Here is a 13,091-nt window from a genome sequence, read left to right as displayed (position 1 = left end):
GCGCATCGGGCGCAACGCGCTCGCGCCCGCTCCGACGAATCAGGCAGCCAAAATGCAAAACCCGCACACGGACACCGTGCGCGGGTTTCGGAAGAGACGGCAAGCGCCGGGCGCCCTTGCGGGCGCTGCCAGGCTTAGTGGCCGAAGTACACCGACGAACGGTCGGCGGCGGTCGGCACGAGCACGCGCTGACCCGACTGCGACGTCCCGACAGGGTTCGAGCCGTAGCCCGTTGCATCGGCTTGCGCGCCGGTGTTCTGTGCGGCGGCGATCTTTGCCTGCGCGGCCTGGATGTTTTCCGGGTAATTGATCCAGTCGTTCGGGTTGTAACCGGCCTTTTCGAGCTGGACCAGCTCGGCGCGCACTTGCGCGCGCGTCAGCGGCTGCTGGCTCTGGGCGAACGAAACGACCGGTGCGGCCACCAGGGCGGCCAGTGCAACTGCCTTGATCAGCGATTTCATGATGCGTTACCTCCAGGATTGTTTTGTCAGGCGCTTCGGACTCGGGGTCGTTGCGCATGAGTAGAAGTCTAGGAGGCGGCCCTATCAGGGTAAATACTTAAATTACGAATTCACTGTTGACGGAAAACATACAATCGTCGCGGAATTCACTGAATCGTCAGACGATTATCGGCGTTCGCGCACCGAATGCCGCGATACGGTACCCGGCGTGCCCCGCCGGGCATCAGCGTCCCGACGACGCCATCAGTCGGTCGAACAGCAGCGCCTTGAGGCGAATCAGGTCGTCGGCGCCGGTCTCGCCGAACGCCGCATGATGCAGCGTCAGCGCGGGCGCCGCCGGGTCGGCATGGACGGCCCGCACCGTGCCGTCGAGCGCCAGCAGCTCGACCCGGCCGCCCGTCGCGTACGGCAGCAGCACGCGCAAGGGCTCGCCGATGGCGGCAATCGGCCGGTCGACGGCAATCGACAGCCCGCTCACGCTGATGTCGTGCACCATCCCGATGCCTTCCGCGCCCTCCGCTCCGCCTGCGCAGCAGGCGGCGATCCGCACCGGCACGCGCGGCTCCGCGCGTGTGCGCAGGCGGTCGACGAAACCCGGCGGCGACAGGACCAGAAACCGCGCGCCGCCTGCCTCGTGCACCGATTCCACCGTCGCACCGAAACGCGACACCGCGGCGCGGCCGATGGCCACCGCCTCGATGTCGTCGCCGCTCGCGAAGTCGAACGCGGCCGCCGGCTGCGGCTCGACGAACAGCGCACCCGAGGCGGCAATGCCGATCAGCCGGTAGCGCTGCAGCCCGCGGGTCGTGCCGACCCGGCGGCGGAAGCCGATCGCGGCGCCCGCCGACAACCCCATTCGCGCGGCATGCGGCACCGCGTCGGGCACGCGCGGCGCGGTTTCGGTTTCGGCTACGGCTTCGGTGTCGTCGCGCCGGCGTACCGGCCGGAAATGGTCGAACAGGAATGCATGCTGCGCGGCATCGCGCAGCGTCGTGCCCGCCGGCAGCAGCGCGGCGCCGTCGGCATCGTAGAGATCGAAGGCGAACGGGACACCGGCGGCGAGATCGTCGCGCGCGAGTGCGACGTAGTCGGAAGATAGCCTCATCGGAGAGGCGCGGAGCGACCGCGCGAGCTGTCGTGACACCATGATTACGGCAGCCGCGCGCGAAATCTGAACGGCTCCGTTACTGCGACGCGCCGCTCGCGTCGGGAGCAGCCGGCACGGGCGGCTGGGCCGGCGCAGCCGAAGGAGCGGCGGCCGGCGCAGCACCGGGGCCCGAACCGCCCCCGCCTGGCATGCTCGCACCCGCTGGCGGCTGAGCGGGCTGCGGTTGCGAAGCGCCGGCCGACAGCGCGGCAGCCGACGCGGCCACTTCGGACGCCGGTACCCATTCCTCGACGATGCCACCCGATGCCGCTTCCGGCGCGGAGGCGGCCGAGGCGGTCGATTCCGTGCCGGTGTCAGCCTCGGGCGCGCGCTCCACCCGCTGCGTCCTGACCGGCGCGGGCGCCTTTTCAGGCTTGGGCGGGAACCATGTGTCGAACAGGTCCGTCACGCGCTCGCGCAGCGACGCGAACCAGCCAGGCGACGGCTCGGTATCGAATTTCGCCTTCGTGTCGACGATCCGGGCGCGCTGCGCACGCTGGAAGAAATCGCCGACGATCGGCAGCGCGCTGTGCGCGCCCTGCCCCCAGTAATCGCTGCGCAACGTCACGCGGCCGTCGTCGAAACCGACCCACGCGCCGGCAACGAGGCCGGGCTGCATCAGGATGAACCAGCCGTCCGCGTTGTCCTGCGTCGTGCCCGTCTTGCCGGCCACGTCGCCGCGGATCCCGAAGCGCGTGCGGATGCTGCCGCCCGTGCCCCGCGTCACGACGTCGCGCATCACGCTGAGCAGCGTCTTGTCGGTTTCGGCGTCGAGCGCGCGCTCGGGCGGCGCCGGCGCGTATTCGGCGAGCACGTCGCCCTGGCGGTTCTCGATGCGCGTGACCATCTGCGGCTCGACGTACAGCCCGCCGTTCGCGATCGTCGCGTACGACGCGACCATTTCCTTCAGCGTGACGGGGCTCGTGCCGAGCGCGAGCGACGGCACGCGTTCGAGCGGGCTTTCGCGCACCCCCATGTCGCGCGCCAGCCGCGCGACGGCACCCGGCCCGACCTTCTCCATCACCTGCGCGGTGATCCGGTTGCGCGACAGCGCAACCGCGTCGCGCAGCGTCATCGGCTTGCCCGACGGCGGCACGTCGTCGTTCGGCCGCCAGATCTCGCCGCCCTTCAACGGGATCTCGACCGGCTGGTCGATGAACGTGTCGTCCGGCTTCATTCCGCTCGCGAACGCGGCGCCATAGACGAACGGCTTGAACGTCGAGCCCGGCTGGCGCCGCGCCTGCGCGACGTGGTCGAACGGCTCGCTGGTGAAGTCGCGGCTGCCGACCCACGCGCGGATCTGCCCGTTGCGCGGGTCGATCGCGAGGAAACCGGCCTGCACGTCGGTCTTGGTCTTGCACAGCGCACGCATGAAACCGCGGTCGGCCGCGAGCAGCTTCATCGCGGCCGCGTCGTCCTTGCCGGCGTCCTGCGCGACCTTGTACTCGGGCGACTCGCGCATGAAGGTGCGGAATACCTCGTTGTCGGTGCCACAGCCGTCGCGGCCGCTCCACGCGTTGTTCGCGATGCCCTGCAACTGGTTGCCCTGCAGCGTGAGCGCCTGCGTCGCCATCTGCTGCAGCCGCGAGTCGATCGTCGTGCGCACGATCAGCCCGTCCGCGTAGATGTTGTAGTCGTTGCGGTCGGCCCACGCGATCAGCCATTTGCGAAGTTGCTGCGCGAAATGCGGTGCCGGCCCGGGCGGCTCCTTCTGGCGCTCGAAATCGATCCGCAACGGCCGGCGCTGCAATTGCGCGAACTGCGCGGGCGACAGCTTGCCGTACTTCACCATCTGGCCGAGCACCGTATTGCGCCGCTGCAGCGCGCGCTCGGGGTTCAGCACCGGGTTGTAGTAGCTGTTCCCCTTCAGCATCCCGACGAGCGTCGCGCTGTCGAGCACATCGAGCTCGTCGGCGGACTTGTCGAAATAGGTGCGCGCGGCCATTTCGACACCGTACGCGTTGTACAGGAATGGCACCGTGTTCAGGTAGGTCTCGAGGATCTGGTCCTTGCTGTAGACGGCCTCGATCTTCAGCGCGGTGATCGCCTCCTTCACCTTGCGCGTGAGCGTCGGCGCGCGGCCGATTTCGTCCGGATAGAGGTTGCGCGCGAGCTGCTGCGTGATCGTCGAGCCGCCCTGGCGGCTGCCCGAGAACGTATGGAGCGCGGCCGATGCCGTGCGCTTCCAGTCGAGGCCGTGGTGCTCGTAGAAGCGGTGATCCTCGGTCGCGATCAGTGCGTCGACCATGTGCGGCGAGATCTGCTTGAGCGGCACCCATTCCCGGTTCGACGGCTTGAATTCGGCCAGCAGCTTGCCGTCGGCGGACAGCACCTGCGCGGGCTGGTCGACACGCGCCTTGCGGATGTCGCCGATGCCCGGCGTAAACGGGATGAGCGCGACCACGTACACCACGAACAGCGCCGGCACGGCGGCGCCCGCGAGCAGCACGCCGCGGCGCGTCGGATGACGCAGGTGGCGCCACGCAACGGCGGCGAGAGGCTTGACCCGCGCGACGGCGGCAGCCGCGACGGGTTGGGCGCGCGCGACCCATCTGGCACAGAAGTCACGCACTGACGACACGTTTCGGCGATTCACGCGGGTGGAGCTCGGCTGAAAAGGGTGCATCGTACCAAACTCGCGCGGCCCACCGAACCGCGACGGCGTCGCGCCCGCCTGCACGGGCGGCCGGGCGCCGGTTCGCACGCAAAAAAGGCGCGCGCTCCCTGACGGGAACGACGCGCCAAGCCTGGTACGACAAACGGGAAGCCGCGCAACGCGCGGCCGATCGGCGCGGCGACTCAGCGCACGAGAAAACCGTAGGTCAGCGGATCGCGCTCGTCGACGATCCAGTTCGCGAACCCGCAGATATGCGCGCTGCCTTCCACTTCCGGAATCACGGCCGGCATGCCGCCGACCGTCGTTTCGCGCAGTACGCGCCCCTTGAAGACCGTGCCGACGATCGATTCGTTGACGAGCGTGTCGCCGGCCGCGAGCAACCCGCGCTGGTAGAGCTGCGCGACCCGGCCGCCGGTACCGGAGCCCGTCGGCGAGCGGTCGACCTCGCGATCCGCGAACACGCAGCAGTTCGCCTGCGTCGAGCCCGGATGGCGCGGCGCGTTCGCGATGATCGTGCCGTAGATGTGGTTGATTTCCGGAATCTCCGGATGCACGACCGGGTATTTCGCGTTCGCGGCGGCCTTCACTTCCGCGCCGAAGCGGATCAGCCTTTCCACTGCCGCTTCGCGCACCGGCAGGTCGAACGGCGCGCCGTCGACGTAGAAATAGAACGCGCCGCCGTACGCGATGTCGCCGGTCACGGTGCCGAACGACGGCGTCTCGACCGACACGTCGCGTTGCCAGATGAACGACGGCACGTTGACGAAGCGCACCGGCCCCGCATGCTCGCCGTCCCACTTCACGAAAGCCTCGATGAAGCCGCACGGCGCGTCGATGCCGACCCGCGTTTCCGGCACCGTGCGCTGCACCCAGCCGAGCTCGACGGCGGCGGTCGACAGCGCGATCACGCCGTGTCCGCAATGGTCGCTGTAGCCTTCGTTGTGCACGAAGATCACGCCGAAATCGGCATTCGGCGACACCGGCTCGGTGAGGTAGCCGCCGTACATGTCGGCGTGGCCGCGCGGTTCGAACATCAGCGCGCGGCGGATCTCGTCGGCGTTCTCCTTGAGCCACGCGCGGCGCTGGACGATCGTGTCGCCCGGCAGTCTCGGCAGCCCGCTCGTGACGATGCGGAACGCTTCGCCGCCCGTATGCACTTCGACGGTGGAAAGGGATCGGGAAATTTTCATGGTCGATCGGATGCGTGGAAACGAAGGACGGCGGTCGCGCCGCCGTCCGGTGACAGGCTTGTGCGGCGCTTGGTGCGTCGCTTATTTCGCGTACGGTTCCGGCAGGCCGTTGCGGATCACGTAGACGGTCGTCGGCGCGCCCTTCAGGTCGCCGTTCGCGTCGAACGAATAGGTGCCCGCGACGCCCGCGTAGTTCGACTTCGCGAGCTGCGCGATCAGCTTCGCCTTGTCGGTGGTCGTACCGGCCTTGACCATCGCGTCGGCGAGCAGCTTCATCCCGTCGTAGTAGTTCACGCCGTAGACCTGCGTATCGGTGTGATACGTGTCGTGGTACTTCTTCAGGAATTCGCGGCCGGCCGCCGTCTTCTCGAGCGCGACGCCGCCCTGCGCGCAGTAGACGATCGATGCCGCGTCGCCCGCGACCTTGCCCATGTCGGCCGAGCAGATGCCGTCGCCGCCGAGCAGCTTCGCGCGCAGGCCGCGCTGCTTCATCTGCTTGGCCATCGGCGCACCCTGCGCCGCATAGCCGCCGAGGAAGATCACGTCGGGGTTGCTGGCCTTGATCTTGGTGAGGATGCCGAGGAAATCGGTGGCCGACGAGTTCGTGAATTCCTGGTCGACGATCCTGATCCCGTTCGCCTTCGCGACGTTCATGAACTGTTCGGCGACGCCCTGCCCGTACGCGGTGCGATCGTCGATCACGGCGGCGGTTTTCGCGTTCAGCGTCTTCGCGGCGAACGTGGCCATCGTGCCGCCGAGCTGCTCGTCGCTCGCGCCGATCCGGAAGATGTTCTTGAAGCCCTGCTTGGTCAGCGCCGGGTTCGATGCGACCGGCAGCATCGGCACGCCGGCATTCGAGTACACGCGCGATGCGGGAATCGCGACGCCCGAGTTGTACGGGCCGAGCACCGCGACGACGCCCTTGTCGACGAGGTTCTGCGCCACCTGCACGCCCGCTTTCGGGTCGGCCTGGTCGTCGTCGGAAACCAGTTTGAACGTGACGGTCTTGCCGGCGACCTTGATGCCGGCCTTGTTGAGTTCGTCGACGGCCAGGCGCGCGCCGTTTTCATTGTCCTTGCCGTTCGCGGCCTGCGGGCCGGTCAGCGGCGCCGAATGGCCGATCATCACGACTTCCTGCGCGTGCGCGGAAGTCAGCGCGCCGGCGGCAATGGCCACCGAAAGCGCGGTAACGAGGTGTCGCATGATGTCTCCTGATTGGTTTTGTGTGAAACCAATGTAGGACACGCGTGGTCACCGCGCAAGCAATTTCAAAATAAAGTGTTCGATTCTGGTCATTTTTCAGACCAGAACGATTTCGACGCGGTCACTTCGGCGCGATGTCGCGCCGCACGCGGCGGATGTGCTGCTCGACATAGAACGCCGCCGCATCGGCGTCGCCCGACACGATCGCCTCGTAGATCAGCCGATGCTCGGACACGTAGAGCCGGATCCGGCCGGCGTCGTAGATGCCGTCGTCCTTCAGCCGCTTCCACAGCGGCTGGTCCATCGTCTTCGCGACTTCGTCCGCGATCTTCACGATCAGCGCGTCGCCGGTCATCAACGCGAGTTGCCGGTGGAACAACCGGTCGCTCTCGTTCCACAGCGCCCGCTGATGTGGATCGTCGACATCGGTAATGGTTTCCATCTGGGCCAGGTAGCGTTCGGCGCCGGGGTCGGCCCGGCCGTGCGCGGCCGCGAGGCGCGCGATCGCCGGCTCGAGGATCAACCGCACGTCGAGCGTCGACGTCGGGCTGAAATCGGCTTCTGACGCCTCGTGCGTGTCGCCGCGCTGCGCGAGCACGTCGAGCGGCGCCGCGACCACGTAGGTGCCCGAATTGCGCTTCGTAAACACGAGCCCTTCGTTCTGCAGCGCGCCGAGCGCTTCGCGCACGGCCGGCCGGCCGACCTGGAACAGCCCCGCGAGCTCGCGCTCGGACGGCAGCCGCGACTCGGCGGCGTAGCGCCCCGCGCGAATCTCGTCGCGGATCTTCTCGGCCACCTGCTCGTAGATCTGCAGCGGCTTGAATCCGCCTTCGAGTGAGTCGGGACGCGCGGACATCATCGTGTAGCTCCTGCCCGGTCGCGGGCGTGAATCTGGAATGGGTTCGCACTATACCGGAGCGCGCCGGCATCGAGGCCATGGCGGCTCTTCTGGACAGATATTAGAACCAAAACCGGCAAGGCGCTTTATTTTCTGGGTTGCAGACGGGCCAGCAAGTGGTATAGATTCGATCCACACTGCCCTGTGTCACGGTACCCGGCAGATTTGTGGCGGGCGCGGCACGCGCCCGTCGTCCACGCTCACCGACGCATGCGACGTACACGATGACCACGCTTTCCCCGATTCCCGTTTTCGATGCGGCCGACACGGCCGCGCTGCTCGACTACCCGGCGCTGCTCGCCACGCTCAGGCAGGCCGTCGCCGACTATGCGGCGGGCGAAATCGTCAGCCCCGAGCGCCTGGTCGTGCCGCTGCAGGCCGGCGGCGTGATGCTGTCGATGCCGTCGAGCGCGCGTGACCTCGCGACCCACAAGCTCGTGAACGTGTGCCCGGGCAACGGCGCGCGCGGGCTGCCGACGATCCTCGGCCAGGTGACCGCGTACGACGCGACCACCGGCGAAATGCGCTTCGCGCTCGACGGCCCGACGGTCACCGGACGCCGCACGGCGGCCATCACCGCGCTCGGCATCCAGGCGCTGCACGGCGCCGCGCCGCGCGACATCCTGTTGATCGGCACCGGCAAGCAGGCGGCCAATCACGCGGAAGCGCTCGCGGCGATCTTTCCCGACGCGCGCCTGCACGTGCGCGGCAATCGCGCCGACAGCGCGGCGGCATTCTGCGCCGCGCACCGCGCGCACGCGCCGCATCTCGCACCGCTCGACGGCGACGCGGTTCCCGATGCGATCGACGTCGTCGTGACGCTGACGACGAGCCGCACGCCCGTCTACCGCGAAGCCGCGCGCGAAGGCCGGCTCGTGGTCGGCGTCGGCGCGTTCACCGCGGATGCCGCGGAAATCGACTCGAACACCGTGCGTGCCAGCCGGCTGGTCGTCGACGATCCGGCCGGCGCCCGCCACGAAGCCGGCGACCTGATCGTCGCGCAGGTCGACTGGCAGCAGGTCGCGTCGCTCGCCGACGTGCTGGGCGGCGCATTCGACCGCACCGGGCCGCTGCTGTTCAAGAGCGTCGGCTGTGCGGCGTGGGATCTGGCCGCGTGCCGAACCGCGCGCGATGCGCTGGACGCGCGCCGGGCCGGCTGATCCGGCAGCACGACCCGCCTGCCCCACAGGCGGCACGTCACACCGGGGCCGCTCCGGCGGTTTCCCGTACGCGTTGTAGGAATCGCCCTACAACGCGTCGCCGCGGCCTACATCAACTTCCAATTCGGCCGATTTCATTTTCGGCGGCGCAACACGATACTGCCGGCATGAATGCCAGCCAGTTGCCCGCCGCGCTCCGGGTGTTTCTCGTCGATCACGCCGTCGCCGTCCGACAGCGGATCGCGCTGCTCGTCGGCGCGATCCGCGGTGTCGCCGTCGTGGGCGAGGCGGAAGACGGCCAGGACGCGTGGACGCACATCCGCAGCAGCCAGGCGGATGTCGTGATCGTCGACCTGCGGCTGGCGGACGGCAGCGGCCTCGACCTGATCGGGACGCTGTCGAAGGCCGCGCCGCGCATCGTCACGATCGTGCTGACGAATCACTCGGCGCCGGCATTCAGAGAGGCATGCGCGTCGGCCGGAGCCGACTACTTCTTCGACAAGACCGTCGAATTCGACGCCGCATGCCGCGTCATCGAATCCCTGGTGCACGCTCGCGTGCACCGCCCCTGACGAGCCGGAGTGACTCATGTCCACAGCCACCGCCTGCGCCGCCGACGTATCCATCACGCCCCGGCCGACGATTCCGCTTCGCGCGGTCACGCGTGCCGACGCCGCCAAGCATCCCGCCGCGCGCTGCTCGGCGTGCGCGATGCGCTCGATGTGCCTGCCGCCGCAACTGACGGCCGCCGAATACGGCCGCCTCGACGCGATCATCTGCACGACCCGGCAGGTGCGCCAGGGCGACGCGCTGTTCCGCACCGACGATCCGTTCCAGAGCATCTACGCGGTGCGCGCGGGTTCGTTCAAGACGGTGATGATGCATCGCGACGGCCGCGAGCACGTGACGGGCTTCCAGATTGCCGGTGAAACGCTCGGGATGGACGGCATCGGCAGCGGCCAGCACTGCTGCGACGCGATCGCGCTCGAAGACAGCGTCGTGTGCATCATCCCGTTCGGCGCGCTCGAAGCGGCGTGCCGCGAGATCAAGCCGATGCAGCACTTCCTCTACCAGATGCTGAGCAGCGAGATCGTCCGCGAATCGAGCCAGATGCTGCTGCTCGGCACGATGTCGGCCGAACAGCGCGTCGCGCAATTCCTGCTGAACCTGTCGTCGCGCTTCGAGGCACGCGGCTATTCGGCGACGGAATTCAACCTGCGGATGACGCGCGAGGAAATCGGCTGCTATCTCGGGATGAAGCTCGAAACCGTCAGCCGGATGTTCTCGCGGTTCCATCGCGAAGCGCTGGTCGAAACGCGCGGCAAGCGCGTGCGCATCATCGACTCGCAAGCGCTCGCCCGGGTCTGACCGGGCGCGCCGGCGCCCGGCCGCCGGCGCGGCATCGCGTGCGATGCCTCATTGCGCCGCGCTGCCTGCCGCCGCATCGCGCAGCCCCACCCTTGCACCGCCCGCCTGGCATGCGATCAGCGCCTGTTCGGCCTGCATGAACGCGCGGCGCAGCGTGTCGTCCATGTCGTCGCCGACACACGCCGGCAGCAGCCAGAGCGACGTGTCGCGCATCACGAGGTCGAGCCGCACGTCGTACCGGCGCGCGCCATCGGCGGCGGCGCGCGATTCGATGGCGAGGTGGCAGCCGTCGATCAGCGCGCGGAAGCGCTCGAGCCGCACCAGCAGCGCGCCGGCTTCGGCTTCGATCGCGGCGGTACCCGCGAATCCATGGCAGGCGATCTGCATGCCCACGCCCATGTCGTGTCTCCTGACGGGGCCGCCCGCTCGTCGACCGCCTTGCATATGCCGCCCGCATCGACATGCGGCGGCACGTGTTGCCCGTGGCACGGCGCGATTTCTTCGATCGCTGCCCGGCCGATAGTCTGCCCGCGCCTTCGTCGGCGCGGGATCGTTCATACGTTGAAGGTCTGAGACGCCTTCATCTCGATCCATGTCATGCCTGCCCGCAGCCCTTCGATCATCGCCTCACGCTCGGTCGGATACGCATGGCTGTGCTCGAACGTATGGTGAAAGCGCGCGGCGCCGGCGCCATGCTCGACCGACACGCGGCAGCGGAATTCGCCCGATTCGCACGGGCGCGTCTCGACTTCGACGGACCAGTCGCGTTCGTGAATGTTGCCCTGCAGTGTCATGCACCCTCCTGCTGTATCCGTCTCAGAGCCGGAAGTGGCCGCTGTGCAGCAGCACCGGCCGGCCGCCGATTTCCTCGAGCATGCGTCGCGCCATCGCCTCGATCGCCGACCGGTGCGCTTCGAATGCGGCCAGCAGGTCGCGTTCGAGCAGCGACGGCGCGCCGAAATGATCTTCCAGCGCCTCGGCCGTGACCGCGCACTGCACGCAACGTCCGTCGACCAGCGCCGAAAACGCCACGACCAGGTCGCGTGCGCAATATTCGGGCGGTTCCGGCGGGAAGGCAATCTGCATCTGTCCGCCTGTCATCGTCGTGATGGCTCCATGACAAGAGCATAGTGGCGCGCGCGCCTCCACGCTTGACCCACGTCAACGGGTTCGCTGCGCTGCACGATGGACGGCGCGGCAGCGTGCCGGCCGCGACTGCGCGACGCCCCCTCGCTCGCTTTCAACCCGCCTTCAACCCACGTTCAACCCGCGTCGGGCTCGATCGTCGCACCGCGTTCCGCGAGCAGTTCGCGCAGCACGCTGCGGTGGCAATGGCGTTCGTCGTCGCAATAGCAGCCGATCGAGAACGCGGTGGTCGCCGACAGCGCCGCCAGCAGGTCGAGCACCTTCGGCGCGTCGCCATGCGCCATCTCCGCGCGGAAGTGACGCCGGAACGCGTTCCATTCGGCGTCCGTTTCGGCGGCCTGCGCCTGCGCGACGAGTTCCGGGCTCGGCGACAACGTCGGCAGCCATACATCATAGTAGTTGCGCGACGCGAATTCCGCCTTCGGCACGCCGCGCGGCGGCCGCCGCACCGTGCCGATCCGCAGGCCCTCGCCGGCCGCGCGCGGCGTGCCGAGCTGGATGATCCGGATGCCCATGTCGCTCCTTTTCGTGTTGCGTCCGATTGCGTGATCGTACCGCCGCGCCTGCGCCCCCGTCAGCCGGGTGGCGGACATTGCGGCCGCACAAAGAAAAACCGGCTGCCCCCTTGCGGGAGACAGCCGGTTCGGCCAGCCGCGTTGCGCGCCGGGGCGCGCCGCGATCAGACGCCGCTCTTCAGCACCTTGCCGATCGCATCGGCGACGATGGCGACGTTCGAGTCGTTCAGTCCCGCGACGCACATCCGGCCCGAACGCAGGATGTACACGCCGTGCACTTCGCGCAGCGCGTCGACCTGCGATTCGGTCAGGCCCGTGTACGTGAACATGCCGCGCTGCTTCACGTAGCGCGTCAGTGCCTCGCCGCTGACGTGGTCGCGCAGGCCGTCATGGATCGACTGGCGCATCCGCGCGATGCGGCGGCACATCGCCGCCAGTTCCTCTTCCCACTGCTTGCGCAGTGCCGGCGTGCCGAGCACGGTGGCCACGACCTTCGCGCCGTAGGTCTGCGGGTTGCTGTAGTTCGAGCGCACGGCACCGGCCAGCTGGCCGAGCACGCGGTCGGCCGCGGCGGCATCCTCGCAGACGACGCTCAGGCCGCCCACGCGTTCGCCGTACAGCGAGAAGTTCTTCGAGAACGAGTTCGCGACCAGCGCCGGCACGCCGCGGCGGGCCAGTTCGCGCACCGCGAACGCGTCCGCGTCGAGGCCCGCGCCGAAGCCCTGGTAGGCCATGTCGACGAACGGCAGCAGCCCGCGCGCCTCGATCACGTCGATCAGCTTCTCCCACTGGCCTTCGTCGAGGTCGACGCCGGTCGGGTTATGGCAGCACGCGTGCAGCAGCACGATGCTGCGCGCCGGCAGCGCGTCGATCGCCGCGAGCATCGCGTCGAACTTCAGGCCGCCCGTCGCCTCGTCGTAGTACGGATACGTGTTCACCGTGAAGCCGGCGCGCTCGAAGATGAAGCGGTGGTTTTCCCAGCTCGGATCGCTGAGCCACACCTGCGAATCCGGGAAATAGCGCTTCAGGAAATCGGCGCCCACCTTCAGTGCGCCGGAGCCGCCGAGCGTCTGCAGCGTCGCGATGCGGCCGGCCGCGCGGGCCGGGTGATCGGCGCCGAACACGAGCGCCTGCACGGCATCGCGATACGCGGCGAGGCCGACCATCGGCAGGTACGGCTTCGCGCCGAGGTCGCGCTGCAGCGCGGTTTCGGCTTCGCGCACGGCGCCCATCACCGGAATCCGGCCTTCGGCGTCGAAGTAGATGCCGATGCTCAGGTTGACCTTCTGGTCGCGCGGATCTTTCTGGAAGTTCTCGTTGAGCGTCAGGATCGGGTCGCCCGGGTACGCGTCGATGTGTTCGAACATGGCTTGAGTCTGTCTCGTT

The 13,091-nt window shown here is 68.5% G+C and carries 14 protein-coding genes; 3 read left to right on the top strand and 11 right to left on the bottom strand.

What is annotated here, in order from left to right:
- Positions 1–134 precede the first annotated feature (134 nt).
- The 6 genes from ACTJLD_RS12125 to ACTJLD_RS12100 all read right to left on the bottom strand — a co-directional run bounded on the left by ACTJLD_RS12125 (position 135) and on the right by ACTJLD_RS12100 (position 7,477).
- Positions 135–461, bottom strand: a complete 327-nt coding sequence (locus ACTJLD_RS12125) for a DUF4148 domain-containing protein (protein WP_027791556.1) — start codon at positions 459–461, stop codon at positions 135–137.
- A 223-nt stretch (positions 462–684) separates the two neighbouring features.
- Positions 685–1,566, bottom strand: coding sequence for a PilZ domain-containing protein (locus ACTJLD_RS12120; RefSeq protein ID WP_440658841.1), 882 nt, complete (start codon positions 1,564–1,566; stop codon positions 685–687).
- A 79-nt stretch (positions 1,567–1,645) separates the two neighbouring features.
- Entirely contained in the window at positions 1,646–4,234 is a 2,589-nt protein-coding gene (locus tag ACTJLD_RS12115) for a penicillin-binding protein 1A (RefSeq protein ID WP_440658840.1), read from the bottom strand.
- 173 nt (positions 4,235–4,407) lie between these two features.
- On the bottom strand, positions 4,408–5,415 hold the full coding sequence (gene lhpH, locus ACTJLD_RS12110) for a trans-3-hydroxy-L-proline dehydratase (protein WP_021159162.1): 1,008 nt from the start codon (positions 5,413–5,415) through the stop codon (positions 4,408–4,410).
- Between the two features lie 81 nt (positions 5,416–5,496).
- The gene (locus ACTJLD_RS12105; protein WP_059694892.1) at positions 5,497–6,618 is read right to left on the bottom strand and encodes a branched-chain amino acid ABC transporter substrate-binding protein; all 1,122 of its coding nucleotides are present in this window, start codon (positions 6,616–6,618) and stop codon (positions 5,497–5,499) included.
- 121 nt (positions 6,619–6,739) lie between these two features.
- The gene (locus ACTJLD_RS12100; protein WP_059683474.1) at positions 6,740–7,477 is read right to left on the bottom strand and encodes a FadR/GntR family transcriptional regulator; all 738 of its coding nucleotides are present in this window, start codon (positions 7,475–7,477) and stop codon (positions 6,740–6,742) included.
- Between the two features lie 263 nt (positions 7,478–7,740).
- Here ACTJLD_RS12100 and lhpI point away from each other — a divergent pair, with 263 nt between their 5' ends.
- From lhpI to ACTJLD_RS12085, 3 genes are all read left to right on the top strand, one after another.
- A complete protein-coding gene (gene lhpI, locus ACTJLD_RS12095; protein WP_440658838.1) occupies positions 7,741–8,676 on the top strand; it encodes a bifunctional Delta(1)-pyrroline-2-carboxylate/Delta(1)-piperideine-2-carboxylate reductase in 936 nt (311 codons plus the stop codon).
- A 167-nt stretch (positions 8,677–8,843) separates the two neighbouring features.
- Positions 8,844–9,248 (top strand): response regulator transcription factor, encoded by a 405-nt coding sequence (locus ACTJLD_RS12090; RefSeq protein ID WP_027791549.1) that lies wholly within the window; start codon positions 8,844–8,846, stop codon positions 9,246–9,248.
- A gap of 16 nt (positions 9,249–9,264) precedes the next feature.
- A complete protein-coding gene (locus ACTJLD_RS12085; protein WP_021159167.1) occupies positions 9,265–10,044 on the top strand; it encodes a helix-turn-helix domain-containing protein in 780 nt (259 codons plus the stop codon).
- Between the two features lie 48 nt (positions 10,045–10,092).
- Here the strand turns inward: ACTJLD_RS12085 and ACTJLD_RS12080 are convergent, their stop codons facing one another.
- The 5 genes from ACTJLD_RS12080 to ACTJLD_RS12060 form a co-directional block, all read right to left on the bottom strand.
- The gene (locus ACTJLD_RS12080; protein WP_027791547.1) at positions 10,093–10,443 is read right to left on the bottom strand and encodes a hypothetical protein; all 351 of its coding nucleotides are present in this window, start codon (positions 10,441–10,443) and stop codon (positions 10,093–10,095) included.
- A gap of 155 nt (positions 10,444–10,598) precedes the next feature.
- Positions 10,599–10,838: a hypothetical protein gene (locus ACTJLD_RS12075; protein WP_006479066.1), complete on the bottom strand. Its 240-nt coding sequence runs from the start codon at positions 10,836–10,838 to the stop codon at positions 10,599–10,601.
- Positions 10,839–10,860: 22 nt separating this feature from the next.
- A complete protein-coding gene (locus ACTJLD_RS12070; RefSeq protein ID WP_027791546.1) occupies positions 10,861–11,145 on the bottom strand; it encodes a DUF1488 domain-containing protein in 285 nt (94 codons plus the stop codon).
- A gap of 161 nt (positions 11,146–11,306) precedes the next feature.
- Complete coding sequence (locus tag ACTJLD_RS12065) at positions 11,307–11,705, bottom strand: DUF488 domain-containing protein (RefSeq protein WP_021159171.1); 399 nt, start codon at positions 11,703–11,705, stop codon at positions 11,307–11,309.
- Between the two features lie 164 nt (positions 11,706–11,869).
- Entirely contained in the window at positions 11,870–13,072 is a 1,203-nt protein-coding gene (locus ACTJLD_RS12060; protein WP_027791545.1) for an amino acid aminotransferase, read from the bottom strand.
- Between the last annotated feature and the right edge of the window lie 19 nt (positions 13,073–13,091).

The sequence above is a fragment of the Burkholderia sp. 22088 genome, assembly GCF_052045915.1.
Lineage (GTDB): Bacteria > Pseudomonadota > Gammaproteobacteria > Burkholderiales > Burkholderiaceae > Burkholderia > Burkholderia cepacia.
Note: the sequence above shows the minus strand (reverse complement) of the source record. Positions and strands in the feature narration are given on the sequence as shown.